General features: G+C 68.8%; 16 protein-coding genes. 12 read left to right on the top strand and 4 right to left on the bottom strand.

Going from position 1 to position 18,988, the window contains the following annotated elements:
• The first annotated feature begins 5 nt into the window (after positions 1–5).
• From F8O03_RS08610 to F8O03_RS08565, 10 genes are all read left to right on the top strand, one after another.
• Positions 6–284: an HGxxPAAW family protein gene (locus tag F8O03_RS08610; protein ID WP_151423483.1), complete on the top strand. Its 279-nt coding sequence runs from the start codon at positions 6–8 to the stop codon at positions 282–284.
• A gap of 1 nt (position 285) precedes the next feature.
• The gene (gene trpC / locus F8O03_RS08605; protein ID WP_151423482.1) at positions 286–1,059 is read left to right on the top strand and encodes an indole-3-glycerol phosphate synthase TrpC; all 774 of its coding nucleotides are present in this window, start codon (positions 286–288) and stop codon (positions 1,057–1,059) included.
• A complete protein-coding gene (gene trpB, locus F8O03_RS08600; protein WP_151423481.1) occupies positions 1,056–2,318 on the top strand; it encodes a tryptophan synthase subunit beta in 1,263 nt (420 codons plus the stop codon). Before trpC ends, trpB begins: the two co-directional genes overlap by 4 nt.
• Positions 2,315–3,136, top strand: a complete 822-nt coding sequence (trpA, locus tag F8O03_RS08595) for a tryptophan synthase subunit alpha (protein ID WP_151423480.1) — start codon at positions 2,315–2,317, stop codon at positions 3,134–3,136. Before trpB ends, trpA begins: the two co-directional genes overlap by 4 nt.
• On the top strand, positions 3,133–4,191 hold the full coding sequence (gene lgt, locus F8O03_RS08590) for a prolipoprotein diacylglyceryl transferase (RefSeq protein ID WP_151423479.1): 1,059 nt from the start codon (positions 3,133–3,135) through the stop codon (positions 4,189–4,191). Before trpA ends, lgt begins: the two co-directional genes overlap by 4 nt.
• A 187-nt stretch (positions 4,192–4,378) precedes the next feature.
• Positions 4,379–8,947 carry a glutamate synthase large subunit gene (gene gltB / locus F8O03_RS08585; protein ID WP_208851824.1) on the top strand — a complete coding sequence of 1,523 codons (4,569 nt, stop codon included), beginning with the start codon at positions 4,379–4,381 and terminating at the stop codon, positions 8,945–8,947.
• Positions 8,940–10,400: a glutamate synthase subunit beta gene (locus F8O03_RS08580; RefSeq protein ID WP_104253241.1), complete on the top strand. Its 1,461-nt coding sequence runs from the start codon at positions 8,940–8,942 to the stop codon at positions 10,398–10,400. The genes gltB and F8O03_RS08580 overlap by 8 nt, the downstream gene beginning before the upstream one ends.
• Positions 10,401–10,455: 55 nt before the next feature.
• A complete protein-coding gene (pyk, locus tag F8O03_RS08575; RefSeq protein WP_104253240.1) occupies positions 10,456–11,913 on the top strand; it encodes a pyruvate kinase in 1,458 nt (485 codons plus the stop codon).
• A gap of 130 nt (positions 11,914–12,043) precedes the next feature.
• Positions 12,044–13,078, top strand: coding sequence for an alpha/beta hydrolase (locus F8O03_RS08570; RefSeq protein WP_341872791.1), 1,035 nt, complete (start codon positions 12,044–12,046; stop codon positions 13,076–13,078).
• A 67-nt stretch (positions 13,079–13,145) separates the two neighbouring features.
• Complete coding sequence (locus F8O03_RS08565) at positions 13,146–14,249, top strand: NADH:flavin oxidoreductase/NADH oxidase (RefSeq protein ID WP_151423476.1); 1,104 nt, start codon at positions 13,146–13,148, stop codon at positions 14,247–14,249.
• Between the two features lie 46 nt (positions 14,250–14,295).
• Here the strand turns inward: F8O03_RS08565 and F8O03_RS08560 are convergent, their stop codons facing one another.
• Entirely contained in the window at positions 14,296–14,760 is a 465-nt protein-coding gene (locus F8O03_RS08560; protein WP_151423475.1) for a MarR family winged helix-turn-helix transcriptional regulator, read from the bottom strand.
• A gap of 53 nt (positions 14,761–14,813) precedes the next feature.
• On the opposite strand from F8O03_RS08560, the gene F8O03_RS08555 reads away from it, so the two are divergent.
• Complete coding sequence (locus F8O03_RS08555; protein ID WP_151423474.1) at positions 14,814–15,068, top strand: hypothetical protein; 255 nt, start codon at positions 14,814–14,816, stop codon at positions 15,066–15,068.
• Here F8O03_RS08555 and F8O03_RS08550 read toward each other — a convergent pair.
• Positions 15,065–15,418 carry a DoxX family protein gene (locus F8O03_RS08550; protein WP_151423473.1) on the bottom strand — a complete coding sequence of 118 codons (354 nt, stop codon included), beginning with the start codon at positions 15,416–15,418 and terminating at the stop codon, positions 15,065–15,067. The genes F8O03_RS08555 and F8O03_RS08550 overlap by 4 nt on opposite strands.
• Positions 15,419–15,420: 2 nt before the next feature.
• On the bottom strand, positions 15,421–16,059 hold the full coding sequence (locus tag F8O03_RS08545) for a TetR/AcrR family transcriptional regulator (RefSeq protein WP_151423472.1): 639 nt from the start codon (positions 16,057–16,059) through the stop codon (positions 15,421–15,423).
• A gap of 27 nt (positions 16,060–16,086) precedes the next feature.
• Here F8O03_RS08545 and F8O03_RS08540 point away from each other — a divergent pair, with 27 nt between their 5' ends.
• Positions 16,087–17,862 carry an HNH endonuclease signature motif containing protein gene (locus tag F8O03_RS08540; RefSeq protein ID WP_151423471.1) on the top strand — a complete coding sequence of 592 codons (1,776 nt, stop codon included), beginning with the start codon at positions 16,087–16,089 and terminating at the stop codon, positions 17,860–17,862.
• 47 nt (positions 17,863–17,909) lie between these two features.
• Here the strand turns inward: F8O03_RS08540 and F8O03_RS08535 are convergent, their stop codons facing one another.
• A complete protein-coding gene (locus tag F8O03_RS08535; RefSeq protein WP_151423470.1) occupies positions 17,910–18,896 on the bottom strand; it encodes a ChuX/HutX family heme-like substrate-binding protein in 987 nt (328 codons plus the stop codon).
• Between the last annotated feature and the right edge of the window lie 92 nt (positions 18,897–18,988).

The raw sequence follows: 18,988 nt of genomic DNA, 5'->3' as shown, positions 1-18,988 counted from the left end.
CCCTCATGACTGAAATGTCCGCGAAGACGTCCCACGAACCCACGAGCATCGCCGAAGCCGAAGAGGTGCAGGAAGCTCCGCTGCAGGAGCCGCACGAGAGCCACGGGCACTCGGTCGCCGCCTGGACCGGCGTGCTCATCATGCTCGCGGGCTTCACCGTCGGCACCCTCGGCATCTGGTTCGATCAGGCCATCCTGACCTGGGTCGGCGTCGCCGCCGTCGCCGTCGGAGCCGTCGCCTGGCCCGTGCTCGCGCGCCTCGGCTTCGGGCCGAAGGCCCACTAGCTTGCTCGAGTCGCTCTACCACGGCGCACTCGAGGACGCCGCAGAACGGCGCGAGCGGACGCCGGCGCGAGCTCTCGAAGCACGAATCGCCGATGTTGCGCCAGCGCTCGACGCCTACGCGGCGTTGGCACGCTCCGAGCGCGTGAACATCATCGCCGAGGTCAAGCGCGCGAGCCCATCCCGCGGCCGTCTGGCGGACATCCCGGACCCGGCCGTCCTCGCCGCCTCCTACGAGCGCGGGGGAGCAGCCGCCATCTCGGTGCTCACCGAGCAGCGCAAGTTCCTCGGCTCGCTCGACGACCTCCGAGCCGTGCGCGACACGGTGGCCGTTCCGGTGCTGCGCAAGGAGTTCATCGCCGAGGAGTACCAGCTGCTCGAGGCTCGCGCCTGCGGTGCCGACCTCGCGCTCCTCATCGTCGCCGGCCTCGACCAGTCGACGTTGGTGCGACTCGCGGAGTTCACCGAGCAGCTCGGCATGACGGCGCTCGTGGAAGCGCACTCGAAGGACGAGCTGCTGCGTGGCCTCGATGCCGGCGCTCGCATCCTGGGCGTCAACGCGCGCAACCTGGCGACGTTCGAGCTGCACCCCGAGCTCTTCGGAGAGCTCGCCCCCCTGTACCCGAGTGACGTGGTGAAGGTCGCCGAATCGGCCGTCCTGGAGCCAGCGCACGTTCGCCGCTACCGCGATGCGGGCGCGGACGCAGTCCTCATCGGGGAGGCGCTCGTCACGGGCGGCGACCCCGAAACTACTTTGGAGACCTTCCACCTCGCATGAGCACTCAGCCCCCAAGCACGTCGTCGCTTCGCGACGCCTCAGGCCCCTACTTCGGCGAGTTCGGCGGGAGGTTCGTCCCCGAGAGCCTCATGGCCGCTCTCGACGAGCTCTCGACCGCGTGGGAGGCGGCGAAAGCTGACGACGAGTTCTGGGCCGAGCTCTCCCGACTGCACCGCGACTACTCGGGGCGCCCGTCGATCATCACCGAGGCGCCACGGTTCGCGGCGCACGCCGGCGGAGCGCGCATCATCCTGAAGCGCGAGGACCTCAACCACACGGGCTCGCACAAGATCAACAACGTGCTCGGTCAGGCGCTCCTGACGAAGCGCATCGGCAAGACTCGGGTCATCGCCGAGACCGGTGCCGGCCAGCACGGCGTCGCGACCGCGACGGCGGCCGCGCTCTTCGGGCTCGACTGCACGATCTACATGGGGGCCGTCGACACGGCCCGTCAGGCCCTCAACGTGGCCCGGATGCGCCTGCTCGGCGCCGAGGTCGTCGCCGTCGAGGCGGGCTCCGCCACGCTCAAGGACGCGATCAACGACGCCATGCGCGACTGGGTGGCGTCCGTGGACACCACGAACTACCTCTTCGGGACCGCCGCGGGGCCGCATCCGTTCCCCGCGCTCGTGCGCGACCTGCAGGCAGTGATCGGCGAGGAAGCTCGCAAGCAGGTCATCGACCTGACGGGGTCGCTGCCGGACGCCGTCGTGGCCTGTGTCGGCGGCGGCTCGAATGCCATCGGCATCTTCAGCGCCTTCCTCGACGACGAGAGCGTCGCCCTGTACGGCTACGAGGCGGCAGGTGATGGCGTTGACACGCCCCGCCACGCGGCCACGATCGGCGGCGGACGACCCGGGGTGCTCCACGGCGCGCGCACGCTGCTGCTGCAGGACACGGACGGCCAGACGGTCGAGTCGCATTCGATCTCGGCCGGCCTCGACTACCCCGGAGTTGGACCCGAGCACGCCTACCTCTCGTCCATCGGGCGCGCACGCTACCTTCCGGTGACCGACGCCGCGGCCATGGAGGCCTTCCGGCTCCTCGCTCGCACCGAGGGCATCATCCCGGCGATCGAGTCGAGCCACGCGCTCGCCGGAGCGCTCGAGCTCGGCAAGGAACTCGGTCCCGATGCCACGATCCTGGTGTCGCTCTCCGGGCGCGGCGACAAGGACATGGAGACGGCCGCCGAGTACTTCGGTCTCGGAGACCCGGACCGCACCGAGGGCCTCGACGCATCAGAAGGACAGGGCAAATGACCTCAGCACCCTCCGCACTCGAGAGCGTCATCGACGCCGCGAACCGGGAACGCAGGGGCGCGCTCGTCGCCTACCTGCCTGTCGGGTTCCCCGACTTCGAGACCTCCGTCGCGGCGGCCATTGCCGTCGTGAAGGCTGGGGCGGACGTGCTGGAGCTCGGCATGCCGTACTCCGACCCCGTCATGGACGGCCCCGTCATCCAGGCCGCGGCCGTGCAGGCGCTCGAGGGCGGTTTCCGCACCGAGCACGTGTTCGAGGCCATCAGGCGGATCCGAGCCGAGGTCGACGCACCCATCGTCGTCATGACCTACTGGAACCTCGTCATGCAGTACGGCGTCGACGCATTCGCGCGCGACCTCGCAGCTGCCGGGGGCAACGGGCTCATCACCCCGGACCTCGTGCCAGACGAGGGCGCCGAGTGGATCGCGGCGGCCAAGAGCCATGACCTCGACCGGGTCTTCCTCGCGGCACCCAGCTCGAGCGACACCCGCCTCGACCTCGTCATCGGCTCCAGCAGGGGCTTCGTCTACACGGTCTCGACGATGGGCATCACCGGCGCCCGTGCCGATGTCGACCAGGCTGCGCGGACGCTCGCGGATCGACTGCACGCGCACGGCTGCACTCGAGCCTGCGTCGGGCTCGGCATCTCCACAGCGGAGCAGGTGCGCGAAGTCCTCGAATACGCGGAAGGCGCCATCGTCGGCTCCGCCCTCGTCAAGGCCCTCGCGGCCGGAGGCGTCGAGGCGGTCGCGGAGACCGCGGCCCAGCTCGCGCGCGGCACGGCCCTCGAGGCCACGACTTCGAAGGAACACGCATGATGCCACTGACCGGAATCCCCAGCCCGCCTCTCGACTGGGCGAGCTTCGAGATCGGCCCCCTGACGGTGCACCTCTATGCGCTCTTCATCGTCGCCGGCATGGTGCTCGCCGTGCTGTGGACCGACCGGCGCCTGACCGCTCGTGGTGGCGAGAAGTGGATCACGGTCGACTTCGCCATCTGGGCCGTCCTGCTCGGTCTGCTCGGCGCCCGCCTCTACCACGTCTTCACGCACCCGGCCGACTACTTCTTCGAAGGCGCGAACTTCTGGCGCATCTTCTTCATCTGGGAGGGCGGCAACGCCATCATCGGCTCCCTGATCGGGGGCGCGATCGGCATCTTCATCGCGAGCCGCATGACGGGCATCCGGATGCTCGCGTTCTCGGACGCGCTCATCCCCGGCCTGCTGCTCGCGCAGGCGGTGGGACGCCTCGGAAACTACTTCAACCACGAGCTCTACGGGTGGCCCACCGACCTGCCATGGGGCCTGCAGATCGAGGCGAGCAACCCGGCGTTCCCCGTCGGCCTGCCTGAAGGCACGCTCTTCCACCCCACGTTCCTCTACGAGATGCTGTGGAACCTCGCCGGCATCGCGATCATCGTGCTCCTCGAGCGCATGTTCCGGTGGCGCACCGGCAAGACCCTCGCCTCCTACCTCATCTGTTATGGCACGGGTCGCATCTGGATCGAGTCGATCCGCGTCGACTACTCAGAGGTCATCCTCGGCATGCGCTCGAATGTCTTCGGCGCCCTGTGCCTCGTCATCGTCGGCATCGCCCTGTTCGTCGTCGTCTCCCGTCTCCCGGCCTCGCAGCTGAGCGACAGCGTCTATCTGCCCGGTCGCGACCCGGAGTCGGAAGCGGCGAAGGCCGCCGAGGCAGATGAGCTGGACGAGGAGGAGACGGGCGAGATCGACGAGGACGAAACGGACGCAGACGAAACCTCCGCGCAATCTGAGGTTCACGACGAGGAAACTTCCGAAGCCAAGCCTAACTCGGCCGATGGCGAAGAAACTCCTGATGAGCGCAAGGAAGCATCTGACTCGTCGAGGGTGTGACTGCTCGGACACGACCCTCCCCGGGCGCCTGGCGTCGCACGCGAAACACAGAAGTAACACAGCGGTCGTACTCTGCTGAATGGACCGACGGACGCCTGTAGGCACCCGCCCCCACGGGCTCCGTCAACATCAGTCTTCTGTCGAGTCCGCCAAGCGACCCATGGCACCACCGACGAGGGGACGAGTTATGACCTCCGCCGCCTTTCCAACGAATGGCTACCCAGAAGCAGCTGGCCTCTATGACCCTGCGAATGAGCGCGACGCCTGCGGGCTCGCGATGGTCGCCACCCTGCGAGGCACGCCGGGTCACGACATCATCGATCACGCGCTCGACGCGCTCCGCCACATGGAGCACCGCGGCGCGGTCGGCTCGGACGCCGGAACGGGTGACGGCGCCGGCATCCTGACCCAGATCCCCGACGAGTTCTTCCGCGCGGTGAGCGGATTCGAGCTTCCGGCCGAGGGACGCTACGCGGTTGGCAACGCCTACCTCCCGGTCGACGCAGACGAGCGCGCTCGCGTCAAGGCCGGAATCGTCAAGCTCGCGGCGGAGGAGGACCTCCGGGTCATCGGCTGGCGCGAGGTCCCCGTGCAGCCGGATGAGCTCGGCAAGCTCGCGCGCGCCGCGATGCCGGTCATCGAACAGCTCTACGTGCGCAGCGAGCGCCAGAACTTCCGCGGCAACCCGCGCAAGGGCGCGTCCCTCGACCGTCAGTGCTACCGCCTGCGCAAGCGCGCCGAGCACTCGCTCGGGGTCTACTTCATGTCGCTCTCGTGCCGCATGATCACCTACAAGGGCATGGTGACGACGCTCCAGCTGGAGCCGTTCTTCCCCGACCTCGGCGACGAGCGCTTCGCGTCCAAGCTCGCGATCGTCCACTCTCGCTACTCGACCAACACGTTCCCGTCGTGGCAGCTCGCGCAGCCCATGCGCATGATGGCCCACAACGGCGAGATCAACACCGTGCGCGGCAACCGTAACTGGATGCGGGCCCGCCAGTCGCAGCTTCGGTCCGAGATCCTCGGTGACGTCTCCGACCTCTTCCCGATCGTGACCGAGGGCGCGAGCGACTCCGCATCCTTCGACGAGGTGCTCGAGCTGCTCACGCTCTCGGGCCGCTCCCTCTCGCACGCTGTGCACATGATGGTGCCCGCCGCGTGGGAGACCGCTGAGGACCTGAGCGCCGAGGTTCGCGACTTCTACGAGTACCACTCGCTCATCATGGAGCCGTGGGACGGCCCCGCCGCCATGGCCTTCACCGACGGCCGCTACGTGTGCGCGACCCTCGACCGCAACGGCCTCCGCCCTGGCCGCTTCGTCCAGACCGCCGACGGGCTCATCGTCCTCGGCTCAGAGGTCGGCGTCGCCAGCCTCGACCCCGCCACCGTCATCCGCAAGGGGCGCCTGCGTCCCGGCCAGGTGCTCCTCGTGGACACCGAGGTCGGCCGTCTCATCGAGGACGACGAGGTCAAGCACGACCTCGCAGAGCTCCAGCCGTGGGGCGACTGGCTCGACGAGGGACGCATCAACCTCGCAGAGCTGCCGGAGCGCGAGCACGTGACGCACACCCCCGCGTCCGTCGAGCGCCGCCAGCGCACGTTCGGGTACACGGAGGAGGAGCTTCGCATCCTGCTCGCCCCCATGGCGAAGAACGGCGCTGAGCCGATCGGTGCCATGGGAACGGACACGCCCATCGCGATCCTCACCGACCGACCACGCCTCGTCTTCGACTACTTCACGCAGAACTTCGCGCAGGTCACCAACCCGCCGCTGGATGCGATCCGCGAGGAGGTCGTGACGAGCCTCACGACGAGCATCGGCCCGCAGGAGAACCTCCTGAGCGCAGGTCCCGAGCACGCGCGCCAGGTCGTCCTCGACTTCCCGGTCATCGACAACGACCAGCTCGCGAAGATCCAGCACATCGAGCAGCGCCCAGGCATCGACGCGGCCGAGACGCTTCGCGGCTGCTACCGCGTCGACGACGGCGTCGAGGGCCTGCGGAAGCGGCTCGAGGAGCTGTGCGAGGAAGCAGATCGCGCCATCGACGCCGGCGCGGGCTTCCTCGTGCTCTCCGACCGTGACTCGAACCGCGACTACGCCCCCATCCCGTCGCTGCTCATGACGAGCGCCGTGCACCACCACCTGATCCGGACCGAACGCCGCATGCGCGTCGGCCTCGTCATCGAGGCGGGCGACGTGCGTGAGGTGCACCACGTCGCCGTCCTGCTCGGCTACGGCGCGTCCGCCGTCAACCCGTACCTCGCCATGGAGTCCTGCGAGGACATGGTCCGCCAGGGCAAGCTCACGGGAGTCACCGAGGAGAAGGCGGTCGCGAACCTCATCAAGGCGCTCGGCAAGGGCGTGCTCAAGATCATGTCGAAGATGGGCATCTCGGCAGTCGCCTCGTACGCGGGCGCGCAGTGCTTCGAGGCCGTCGGCCTCTCGAACGAGCTCGTCAGCGAGTACTTCACGGGCACGGCATCGAAGATCTCCGGCATGGGCCTCGAGGGCATCGCGCGCGAGAACGAGCTGCGTCACCGCCACGCGTACCCCGCCCAGGCCGCGCCGGCCTCGCACCGCCCGCTCGACATCGGCGGCGAGTACCAGTGGCGGCGCGAGGGGCCGCCCCACCTCTTCAACCCGAACACGATCTTCCGCCTCCAGCACTCCACTCGCGAGGGTCGCTACGACATCTTCAAGGAGTACACGAAGCTCGTCGACGACCAGGCGGCCGAGACGATGACGCTCCGCGGGCTGTTCAAGCTCAAGGTCGGCGAGCGTCCGCCCGTCCCGATCGACGAGGTCGAGCCAGCCTCTGAGATCCTCAGGCGGTTCCAGACCGGAGCGATGAGCTACGGCTCCATCTCGAAGGAAGCGCACGAGACGCTCGCGATCGCGATGAACCGCATCGGCGGCAAGTCGAACACGGGCGAGGGCGGCGAGGACGTCGAGCGTCTGCTCGACCCGGAGCGCCGCAGCGCCATCAAGCAGGTCGCCTCCGGACGCTTCGGCGTCACGAGCATGTACCTGACGCACGCCGACGACATCCAGATCAAGCTTGCGCAGGGCGCCAAGCCGGGCGAGGGCGGGCAGCTGCCCCCGACGAAGGTCTACCCGTGGGTGGCGCGCACACGTCACGCGACGCCAGGCGTCGGGCTCATCTCGCCGCCCCCGCACCACGACATCTACTCGATCGAAGACCTCAAGCAGCTGATCTTCGACCTCAAGAGGGCCAACCCGTCGGCGCGCATCCACGTGAAGCTCGTGAGCGAGAACGGCATCGGGGCAGTGGCCGCCGGGGTGACGAAGGCGCTTGCCGACGTGGTCCTCGTCTCCGGCCACGACGGCGGAACCGGTGCCTCACCGCTCAACTCGCTCAAGCACGCGGGAACGCCCTGGGAGCTCGGCCTCGCCGAGACCCAGCAGACGCTCATGCTCAACGGCCTCCGCGATCGAGTGGTCGTGCAGGTGGACGGACAGCTCAAGACCGGCCGCGACGTCATCGTCGGCGCGCTGCTCGGCGCCGAGGAGTTCGGCTTCGCGACAGCCGCGCTCGTCGTCTCCGGCTGCATCATGATGCGCGTCTGCCACCTCGACACGTGCCCGGTCGGCGTCGCGACTCAGAACCCTGAGCTGCGAGCGCGCTACACGGGACAGGCGGACCACGTCGTCAACTTCTTCGAGTTCGTCGCGCAGGAGGTTCGCGAGTACCTCGCGGAGCTCGGCGTCCGGTCGCTCGACGAGATCATCGGCAAGCGCGAGCTGCTCGAGGTCGACGACGCCATGCACCACTGGAAGACCGAGGGCCTCGATCTCTCCCGTGTCCTCACGGGCCACGAGTTCGGCGACGCACCCACGCGCAGCCTCGTCACGCAGGAGCACGAACTCGACCAGCACTTCGACCAGAAGCTCCTCGAGCTCGCCGAGCAGGCACTCGAGAACGGCGAATCGGTCAAGGTGTCGATGGACGTCATCAACACCGACCGCGCCGTCGGCACGATGCTCGGCCACCACGTGACGCGCGGGCACGGCGAACACGGACTCCCGGCCGGGACGATCGACATAGAGCTGCGGGGGACCGCCGGACAGTCGCTCGGTGCGTTCCTGCCGAACGGCATCCGCATCCGCCTCGTCGGCGACTCGAACGACTACGTCGGCAAGGGCCTCAGCGGTGGGGAGATCATCTTGCGCCCTGACGAGCGCGCGCCGTTCAAGTCCCACGAGAACGTCATCGCCGGCAACGTCATCGGCTACGGCGCGACAAGCGGCACGATGTTCCTCAGCGGCGTCGTCGGCGAGCGCTTCCTCGTGCGCAACTCCGGTGCGACGGCCGTCGCGGAAGCCGTGGGCGACCACGCGCTCGAGTACATGACGGGGGGCCTCGCCGTGATCCTCGGCGAGACCGGCAAGAACTTCGGCGCTGGCATGTCGGGCGGTATCGCCTACGTGCACAAGCTCGACCCGAAGCTCGTCAACCCCGACATGCTCTCGACGGGTGAGCTCGGTCTCACGACGCTCACGAGCGCCGACGCGGACATCCTCCGCGACATCCTCGAACGGCATGCGGCGGAGACCGACTCGCAGCTGGCCCGCGAGATGCTCGACGACTTCGACGCGGTGTCGAAGGAGTTCACGAAGGTGCTCCCTCGCGACTACGCGAAGGTCACCGAGATCCGCAACGCCGCCATCGAACGCGGTGGCGACCCCGACGACAGCACGACCTGGCACGAGATTCTGGAGGCGACCCGTGGCTGACCCGAGAGGATTCCTCACCAACCGCGAGCGGGAGCTCCCGACTCGCCGTCCCGTGCCGGTGCGCATCATGGACTTCAGCGAGGTCTACGACCCGCAGGAGCCCACCCAGCTGCGCCGGCAGGCGGGGCGCTGCATGGACTGCGGCGTTCCGTTCTGCCACCAGGGCTGCCCCCTCGGCAACATCATCCCGGAATGGAACGACCTGACATTCCGCGGCGACATGGCCGGAGCGAGCGAGCGACTGCACGCCACGAACAACTTCCCCGAATTCACGGGCCGCCTGTGCCCGGCTCCGTGCGAGTCGTCGTGCGTGCTCGGCATCAACCAGCCGGCCGTGACGATCAAGCGCGTCGAGCAGTCGATCGCAGACACCGCGTTCGCCGAGGGCAACGTGCGCCCGCACCCGCCCGAGCGCCTCACGGGCAAGACGGTCGCGGTCGTCGGCTCCGGCCCAGCCGGCCTCGCCGCCGCCCAGCAGCTGACGCGCGCGGGCCACACCGTCGCCGTCTTCGAGCGCGACGACCGCATCGGCGGACTCCTGCGCTACGGCATCCCGGACTTCAAGATGGAGAAGTCCGTCCTCGACGCCCGCCTCTCGCAGATGCGCGCGGAGGGCACTCGGTTCCGCACCGGCATCGAGATCGGCCGAGACATCACGTGGGACAACCTGCGCCAGCGCTACGACGCCGTCGTGGTCTGCACGGGCGCCATGGTCCCGCGCGACCTCCCCGTGCCCGGGCGTGAGCTCAAGGGCGTCCACTACGCGATGGACTTCCTCACGCAGTCGAACCGCGTGGTCGCGGGTGACGACCTCGCCTCGCAGATCCACGCGGAGGACAAGCACGTCATCGTCATCGGCGGTGGTGACACGGGAGCCGACTGCATCGGCACGTCGCACCGCCAGGGCGCCGCCTCGGTCACGAACCTCGCCATCGGCAAGGAGCCACCGACGGAGCGCCCGGCGCACCAGCCCTGGCCGACGACGCCGACGCTGTTCGAGGTCTCCACCTCGCACGAGGAGGGCGGCGAGCGAGCGTTCCAGGCATCGACGGTCGAGTTCATCGGCGACGAGTCCGGACGCGTGCGCGCGATCCGCCTCGCGGAGACCGAGTTCCGCGCGGATGGCTCGCGCGGCCCGAAGGCGGGAACCGAGCGGGAACTGCCCGCCGATCTCGTGCTGCTCGCCATGGGCTTCACGGGGCCGGAGCGGCACACGATCGAGCCGCAGCTCCAGCTTCCGTTCACCTCGCGCGGTGCCCTCGACCGCACCGCCGAGTACGAGACGGAGCTGCCCGGCGTCTTCGTCGCAGGCGACGCGGGACGAGGGCAGTCGCTCATCGTCTGGGCCATCGCAGAGGGACGTGCGGCGGCGGCCTCCGTCGACCGGTATCTTGAACAGTCGACGGAACTTCCCGAGCCGATCCTCGCCACCGAGCGCGCGATCTCGCTCTGAATCCGCCACCACGCGCCGCAAGGCGCACCTCAGTCTCGACGAACCGGAGATATGCATGAGCCGTAGAGCGAAGATCGTCGCCACCCTCGGACCAGCCGTCAACACCCCTGAAGGGATCCGCGCCCTCATCGCCGCTGGCGTCAACGTCACGCGCTTCAACCTCAGCCACGGTGACCACACCGTGCACACCGACAACTACAAGCTCGTCCGGGATGCGGCCGAGGAGCTCGGTGTTCCCGTCGCGATCCTCGTCGACCTGCAGGGCCCGAAGATCCGTCTCGAGAAGTTCGAGGACGGCCCGCACGATCTCGCGGTCGGCGACATCTTCAAGATCACCTCCAAGGACGTGCCAGGCACGAAGGAGCTCGTGGGCACGACTTACAAGGGCCTGCCCACCGATGTGAAGCCGGGCGACCCGCTGCTCATCGACGACGGCAAGGTGCTCGTGCGCGTCGTGGAGACCGACGGGGTGACCGTCACGACCCGCGTCGAGGTGCCTGGCAAGGTCTCGAACAACAAGGGCATCAACCTGCCGGGCGTCGCCGTGAACGTGCCAGCCCTGTCCGAGAAGGACGAGGACGACCTGCGCTGGGGTCTGCGCATCGGCGCCGACATCATCGCGCTCTCCTTCGTGCGCTCGGCCGAGGACATCAACCGCGTGCACGCGATCATGGACGAGGAGGGCATCCGCCTTCCCGTGATCGCGAAGATCGAGAAGCCGCAGGCCGTCGAGAACCTCAACGAGATCGTCGACGCGTTCGACGGCATCATGGTCGCCCGCGGCGACCTCGGCGTGGAGCTTCCCCTCGAGCAGGTCCCGATCGTGCAGAAGAACGCGATCCAGCAGGCCCGCCGCTGGGCGAAGCCCGTCATCGTCGCGACGCAGATGCTCGAGACGATGATCGAGAACCCGCGCCCCACCCGCGCGGAGGCCTCCGACTGCGCGAACGCCGTCCTCGACGGCGCTGACGCGCTCATGCTGTCCGGTGAGACGAGCGTCGGCGCGTTCCCGATCGAGGCGGTGCGCACCATGGCGCGCATCATCGAGTCGACCGAGACGCACGGCCTCGACCGCATCCCGCCGCTGGGCACGAAGCCCTTCACGCAGGGCGGCGCGATCACTCTCGCCGCATCCGAGGTCGGCGAGTTCCTCAAGGCGAAGTACTACTGCGTGTTCACGGAGTCCGGTGACTCCGTGCGCCGCATGGCTCGCCTGCGCACCGAGATCCCCGTGCTCGGATTCACGCCAAGCCCGCACATCGCGCGCCGCATGAACCTCTACTGGGGCGTCACGGCAGCGATCGTCGACCGCGTCACCCACACGGACGAGATGATCGGGCAGGTCGACAAGTACCTCATCGAGAACGGCCTCGCCCAGGCGGGCGACGTCGTCGTGGTCGTGGCCGGTATGCCGCCGGGACGTGCGGGCACCACCAACGACCTCCGCGTGCACCGCGTGGGCGTCGACGACGACCGCGTCGTCCCCGCGTACGAGGGCAAGCACACCCGCTGACCCCAGCGAGATGCGGAGAGGCCGGACAGCACCGAGGTGCTGTCCGGCCTCTTGCCGTCCCCGCCCATCCCCGCGGTGGCCCGGGCGAGTATCGTTTCACCATGCCGAAGTCAGACACGGGGAGCGCGACGTGAGTCCAGTGCAGGGCCCCACCCATTTGGACGACACTGCGTCGCTCGACGCTGCAACGGCGTGGCGTCCCGACATCCTCGGTGCCGGATTCTCCGCGCTCGACCTGCCCCTCAAGCCCGACCAGGAGGGCGAGGTGCTCGCGACCCTCGTCCGCGGCCCGAGAGCGGACCCGTTCGCGCGAGGTGCCGCGCGAGGTGCCGACGTCCTGTACGTGCATGGCTGGTCGGACTACTTCTTCCAGAAGCACCACGCCCACTACTGGGCAGGCGAGGGAGCACGATTCTTCGCACTCGATCTTCGCAAGTACGGGAGAAGCCTCCGAGACCATCAGACACCGGGATTCGTCACCGACCTCGCCACCTACGACGAGGAGCTCGACCGCGCGCTCGAGATCATGGGCCATGGGCCAGGTGGACACCGTCGAGGACGTCACCCGCTCGTCCTGATCGGCCACTCCACGGGTGGCCTCACGCTGAGCCTCTGGGCCGACCGGCACCCTGGCCGCGCGAATGCGCTCATCCTGAACAGCCCGTGGCTGGAGCTGCAGACGCGCGCCGCGGTGCGCACGGCGCTGACGCCGCTCATGACCCTCGCCGCCCAGCTGCGGCCCACGGACACCTTCAACAACGTCGACTTCGGCTTCTACACACGGGCGGTCAAGAAGGAGCTCGGCGGCGAGTGGGAGTTCGACGACCGCTGGCGCCCGACGCCGAGCTTCACGGTCCGCGCTGGCTGGCTCAACGCGATCCTCGCGGGCCACTCCGCCGTGGCGGTCGGTCTCGACATCAAGGCACCGGTCCTGACGCTGCTGTCGGCCCGCAGCACCCTGTCGCCGATCTGGCACGACGCGATGCGCAGGACAGACTCGGTGCTTCGCGTCGATGACATCGCCAGACGCTCGCTCAACCTCGGCGAGACCGTGACGGTCCGACGCCTGGACGGTGCGCTGCACGACGTGCTGCTGTCGGCGCCGGACGTGCGCGCCAAGGCCTTCGAGTCGATGACCAGGTGGGTCAAGGGGTACCTGAGCTGACCCGCGCCGGGAACATCCGCGGCGCACTCCCGGTTGGACTGCGTGTACCCCGAGCCGAAAGGTCAGCATGAGCCGTCTCCTGTCACCGATCACCCTCCCGAGCGTCGCAGGCGACGGCCTGCCGCTGCGCAACGCCACGTTCCTCGCTCCCATGTGCCAGTACTCCGTCACCGAACGGGACGGCGTGCCGACCTCCTGGCAGCTGGTGCACCTCGGCGCGCGGGCCAGCGGAGGCTTCGGGCTGGTCTGGACGGAGGCAACCGCGATCGTCCCAGAGGGACGCATCTCCCCAGAGGACGCGGGCATCTGGAGCGACGAGCATACGGAGGCATGGCGCCCGATCGTGGAGTTCATCCACGCGCAGGGCGCGGCGGCCGGCATCCAGCTCGCGCACGCCGGAGGGAAGGCGTCCACGTATCCTGCACTGCCCGATACGCAGCGCGGCCGGGTCCCAGCGGATGAAGGCGGGTGGACGGCGGAGGCGCCATCGAGCAACGAGGCGCTCGGCCTGACCCCGCCAGAAGCCCTCACCATGGAGCAGATCAGCGGACTCGTGAGCGCCTGGGGCGTCGCTGCGCGGCGAGCGGACGCGGCCGGCTTCGACGCGCTGCAGATCCACGCGGCGCACGGCTACCTGCTGCACGAATTTCTCTCACCGCGCTCGAACGAGCGAGACGACGAGTACGGCGGCTCCTTCGAGAACCGCATCCGCTTCGCTCTCGAGGTCGTGCGCGAGGTGCGACGCAACTGGCCTGCCGAGAAGCCGCTCGCGATCCGCTTCTCGGGCGAGGACTGGATCGAAGGCGGTTGGACCATCGACGAGACCGTCGAGCTCGCGAAGCGCGTGCACGAACTCGGCGTCACCGTCTTCGACCTGTCGAGTGGCGGCATCGGCGCGTTCACGGGGCCGGTCGGCCCGGGGTACCAGGTGACGCTCGCACGCGCCGTGCGCGAGGCGCTGCCGCGCGAGGGCACGTTCGTGACGGCAGTCGGCCAGATCACGGATGCACGCCACGCTGAGGCGATCCTCGTGGCCGGTGACGCCGATGGCATCACGATCGGCCGTGCGGCACTCGCCAACCCGAACTGGCCGGTCCATGCCGCGGTCGAGCTGGGGGACGGGCAGGAAGCGTTCGTCGCTCCCCAGTACTGGCGCGCGAGCATGGCCTAGCAGCTGGGACGGGCCGGCAGCTCGGGTTCAGGCCCGCAGGCGGGCGTCAGCGCTCCTGGGGATGGCCTGCGCCCCGGTCGCTCCGAGCGGACGTGGAGTCGGCCAGCAGCTGCGTGAGCGTGTCCTTGAGCGACTCGAGTTCGGGGATGCTCCAGCCGAGCTCGGCAACGACCTTGACTGGGACTTCTTCCGCCTTCAGCCTGAGCGCGCGCCCCGCGTCCGTGAGTCGGATCTCGACAGCGCGCTCATCCGCTGGCCGCCGGTTTCGCGTGATGAGGCCCGATGCTTCGAGTCGCTTCACGAGCGGGCTCAGGGTCGCCGGTTCGAGGTGCAGCGCTCTCGCCAGTTGACCGAGGGTCTGCCCGTCGTCCTCCCAGAGGCCCAGCATCACGAGGTACTGGGGGTGAGTGAGGCCGAGGGGCTCGAGGATCGGGCGGTACAGCGAGATGACGCTCCTGCTCGCAGCAGCGAGGGCGAAGCAGAGTTGCTTGTCGAGGGCGAGGAGGTCCACGCGTCCAGACTAGCCGAGGCGACAAGCCTACGAATAGTTAGTACACTAACAACATGCCGAGCGACAGACTCCCGAACCCCTACAAGGGCCAACCGGGCTGGTGGAACCGAATCAACCAGGCACTCTTCCCATTCATGGGCCCCGCCCAGGTGGGGACCGGGGGAGTCGCACGTACCGACCCCGTGCGCGCACCATCCGCCTGCCGCGACTGCGGACACCCGTATTCGGAGCATCAGGTGCGCCGTGGCGTCGGAGGGAACCAGCCGAGCAGCATCCTCTGCCCGGCGAAGCGTTCCACGGACAGCTAGAGCGAGACGACCAGCACCACGAGAGCGAGAGCGAGCAGCCCCAGGCAGTTGAGCCAGAACGCCAGGCCGAGAAAGCGCGCTCGCAGGTGCGCGACCGCGGCGCACACGAAGTACGCGACGACGCCCACGTTCGCCGCGAGAGCCACGCCCGGAACCCAGAGGCCCGCGACGAGGCCGGTCGCGGCAGTCAGCTTGATGACGATGAGCGTCCACCACCAGTCACGCGGGAAGCGCACCCCGTCAAGGCAATCTCGGATGAACCCGGGCGGCTTGAGCGACATCACAGCATCGGCGGCGAGGACGACAGCCAACACGATCGTTGGCCACCACGGGTCGGGGAGAAGTGTCATCATCACTCCGTGCAGGTGCAGATCGCGGCGAACGCGCGGTGGAGATCCGCGGCAAGATCCGCGGGGTCGGAGGCGCGGCGGGCTGAGGCCGTGAAGAGCAGGCCGACGTAGGCGAAGTACAGCGCGCCGGCTTTCTGGGCGGCTTCCGAGCGCGGCGTGCAGCCTCGCTCCGTGATCACGGAGCGGAACTCCTCGGTGAGTCGCGCAGCGAGCTCGGAGAAGAGACTCGAGGAGTGACCGCCGGAGACGAGGATCGACGCATAGACGCGGGCGAGGTCGTCATTCCGCATGAAGACGGCGACAAACGGGGCGGCCAGAGCCACCAGGCGGTCTGAACAGGTGCCTGTGCCCGGGGAGCGATATTCGACACCAGAGAGCCGCCTTGGTCGAGTCGTCACCGATTCGACGTTGCCACCCGCTGCATCACGATTGTGCTCGGCTTCGATGAGACGATCGAAGACTCGCACGAGCAGCGTCTTCTTGTCGCCCACCGAGATGACGGTGCCGGTGCTCACGCCCGCGGACTTGGCGATACCGCGGATGCTCGCTCCAGCGAACCCTTCCTCCTGGAAGATCTGCTCGGCAGCGTCGAGCACGCGAGTCTGAGTGTGCGTCTTGATCTCCGCGCGTGTGCTCGTCATAGGTGAAGCCTACAGTGAACGGGTTCAGTGAACACGTTCACTGTGCTCGGAGAGTGCGTGTCATGTCGAATCGCTCCACACCTGGGGTTCTCTTGTCGCTCGTTCGGTAGAGAAACTAGTTTCGATATTTGTCCACAATCCCTGGTCAAGAGCTGGTTCTTGACCCGGTCCAGTGCTAGGCTGGTGGTGATCTTGGGGGAGGTTATCGTGGCATCGGAGTCGGAGCAGGAGGCGCGTCGTCAGTCGTCAGTGGAGACGGCGGTGGTTGATGCGCTGCTCGAGGCGCGGTGTCAGCTGGCGGGTCTTCCGGATGGGGAGGTCGTGGTCGCTTTGCGGGAGTTGGCGGCTCGTCGGCGGGTGTTGGATGCGGCGTTGGTGGAGGTCGCTGGCGAGTTGCTGCGGCGGGAGGATGAGTCGCCGCGGGCGGAGTCGGTGGCGCGGAAGTCGGGGTTCCGGAACCTGACCGCGATGGTGGAGCAGGTGCTCGCCGTGCGGCCGTTCGAGGCGTCGACGCTGGTGCGGGTGGCGGCGGCGACGCGGGAGCGGATGAGCGTCACGGGGGAGACGATCCCGGCGAGGTATCCGGCCGTGTCTCGGGCGGTGGGGTCGGCGGTCATGTCGATCGCGCAGGCGTCCGCGATCACGAAGGGCCTGGATCACACCGGGAACCGCGTGGACGTCGACGAGGTGGCGCGGGCCGAGGTGGAGCTGGTCGCGTCAGCGTGCGGGGTGAACCCGGAGGACGAGCAGCCGGCGGTACCGAAGGTGCTGGAGGTGCAGGCGGCGACGTGGGTGTCGTATTTGGACCCGGATGGTGACGAGCCGCGGGCCGACAAGATCGCGGAGGAACGCGGGCTGTGGATCTCTCGCCGCAGCGACGGCGCGGTCGCCGGGAAGTTCGTGGCGACGCCCGAGCAGGGCGAGCAGCTGCTGTCGGTGTTCGACGCGCTGCTCTCACCCCGACGGAGAGTGGAGTTCCCGGCCGCGTCCGAGTGCGGGGAACCCCTCGCCCCGGCACTCGGCGCCCACGGATTCCCTTCGGCCGCCGACAGCGGCGGTGGAAGCCACGCGCTCGGCGACGGCGTCGGCTGCGGCCTCGGCGATGGCAACGGTGGCAGCTTCGGCCAGGGTGAGCGCGACGACGTCGAGGTTCAGTTAGTGGACCCGCGCTCCATCGAGCAGCAGCGCATCGACGCGCTCACGATGGTCGTGCGCGCCTACGCCGAATCCCCCGACGCGCCCCGCACCGGCGGGGAAGCGCCCACCGTCATCATCGTGACCACCACGGCCGGCATCGCCGGAACCGCGACCCGACCCGACGACGTCCCGCACCTGGAGCGCACCGGCGAACCAGTCCCGCCGAGCGTCGCCGCGCAACTGCTGTGCGACGGATTCATCCGCGTCGCGACCCGCAGCAGCACCGGGGAGATCCTCGACCTCGGCCGCAAACAACGACTCTTCACCACCGCCCAACGACGAGCCATCGCCGTCCGAGACCGGCAATGCCGAGCACCCGGCTGCAGCGCACCCGTGCGCTGGTGCGAAGTGCACCACGCCACGCCCTGGAGCGAAGGCGGACCCACCGACGCGAAACACGGCATCCTGCTGTGCTCCTTCCACCACCACGAAGTCCACCGCGGACGGCTCGCCCTCACCCAAAGCAGCAACGGACGCTGGCACGTCGTCCCCGCCCTCGGACACCACGCCCCACGACGAACCACCCGCCGCCGCGCCTACACCACCAACGCCACCGCCACCGCCACCGCCCAAGCCGCCCGCCCACAGATCAACCGAAGACCCTAAACAAGCGAGGCCCTGAAACCACAAGCAGCGGAGCCGGCAGCCGTGCCTCACGCGGCAGGCAGCGACTCCAAGATCTGCTCCCAGGCGCGGTGGGTGCCGGTGCCGACGATCCCGAGCTGCGTCAGCACGACCACGCACTCCGATCGCGCGTCGTACACCTCCAGCGTGGACGTGGGACCATGCGGACCCCAGGACGTCACCAGCAGGCACGACCGAACGGCGGCGAGGTCGAGCTCCACGACCCCGTGGCCGAGCGAGACGACCAGCAGCGTCCCAACACGCTCCACAAGGTGCACCCGGCCGGCGCTCAACTGCAGCACCGCACTCGACGGCACACCGACGCACACCGGCAGCCCCACAGAACTCAAGTGCTCGAACACCGCCGCGACCAACGTCGCATCCACACGTCGACTGCTCCCAACGCGGCCAGCGCCCCGAACTTCACGAACCGCGCCCGCACCACGACCGGTCAACGCCGCATGACGATCACGGGCACCCTCACCGAACACCGCATCGAGCTGAGCCAGCTGGTCTCCCTCACGCCAGCCGACAGCCCCCAACGACGACAGCCGGACGTTCGCAAGCTGCACGTCACTCGGGCCGCGCGAACGACCGAGACCGAAGAGAAGCTCCGCGTCTTCCTCGGAATGCACGATCACACGGTGCACGAGGTCACCGTCACGGGAGAAGACAGAGAGGCTCGGCAGCGCACCCGCGCCCGCACCCGCACCCGCACCCGACCTCACTCCCGCCCCCGGACGCGACCCGGTCGGCACCTCATCCTGCGCGACGACGGCCGCCCCCAGGAGCGACGGACGGAGCCGCAGCGTGATCCACGCCGACGGCTGCATCAGGGCACCCCCGCAGGCACTCGGCAGGTCGTAGCTGCCGATCTGATGCACCCTGCACGCCTCGTTGCGTGTCGTCGCCGTGGCCGTGCCAAGGGCGACGAGCCCGCAGGCCAGCACCTCCGGCGTCAGCGCCACCTTCCGGAGCATCGTGTGCGGGGACGCGAGCAGTCGGTCCAGGGTCACAGCTCCGTGCTCGCCGACCTGCTCGGCGCGCCCGCCAGCAGCCCGTCCCCTGGCGACGCCACCGGGTCCACGCTGCCGGCGACGCGCACACG

The organism is Pseudoclavibacter terrae, assembly GCF_008831075.1.
Classification (GTDB): Bacteria; Actinomycetota; Actinomycetes; order Actinomycetales; family Microbacteriaceae; genus Pseudoclavibacter; species Pseudoclavibacter terrae.
The sequence above is the reverse complement of the archived record's forward strand: the minus strand, read 5'-3'. Positions and strand labels throughout refer to the sequence as shown.

Coding starts and splice junctions, on each gene's coding strand:
- gltB (WP_208851824.1), top strand. CDS start 4,379: ATGACCTCCGCCGCCTTTCCAACGAATGGCTACCCAGAAGCAGCTGGC.
- F8O03_RS08550 (WP_151423473.1), bottom strand. CDS start 15,418: ATGACACTTCTCCCCGACCCGTGGTGGCCAACGATCGTGTTGGCTGTC.
- trpA (WP_151423480.1), top strand. CDS start 2,315: ATGACCTCAGCACCCTCCGCACTCGAGAGCGTCATCGACGCCGCGAAC.
- F8O03_RS08555 (WP_151423474.1), top strand. CDS start 14,814: ATGCCGAGCGACAGACTCCCGAACCCCTACAAGGGCCAACCGGGCTGG.
- trpB (WP_151423481.1), top strand. CDS start 1,056: ATGAGCACTCAGCCCCCAAGCACGTCGTCGCTTCGCGACGCCTCAGGC.
- lgt (WP_151423479.1), top strand. CDS start 3,133: ATGATGCCACTGACCGGAATCCCCAGCCCGCCTCTCGACTGGGCGAGC.
- F8O03_RS08610 (WP_151423483.1), top strand. CDS start 6: ATGACTGAAATGTCCGCGAAGACGTCCCACGAACCCACGAGCATCGCC.
- pyk (WP_104253240.1), top strand. CDS start 10,456: ATGAGCCGTAGAGCGAAGATCGTCGCCACCCTCGGACCAGCCGTCAAC.
- F8O03_RS08545 (WP_151423472.1), bottom strand. CDS start 16,059: ATGACGAGCACACGCGCGGAGATCAAGACGCACACTCAGACTCGCGTG.
- F8O03_RS08565 (WP_151423476.1), top strand. CDS start 13,146: ATGAGCCGTCTCCTGTCACCGATCACCCTCCCGAGCGTCGCAGGCGAC.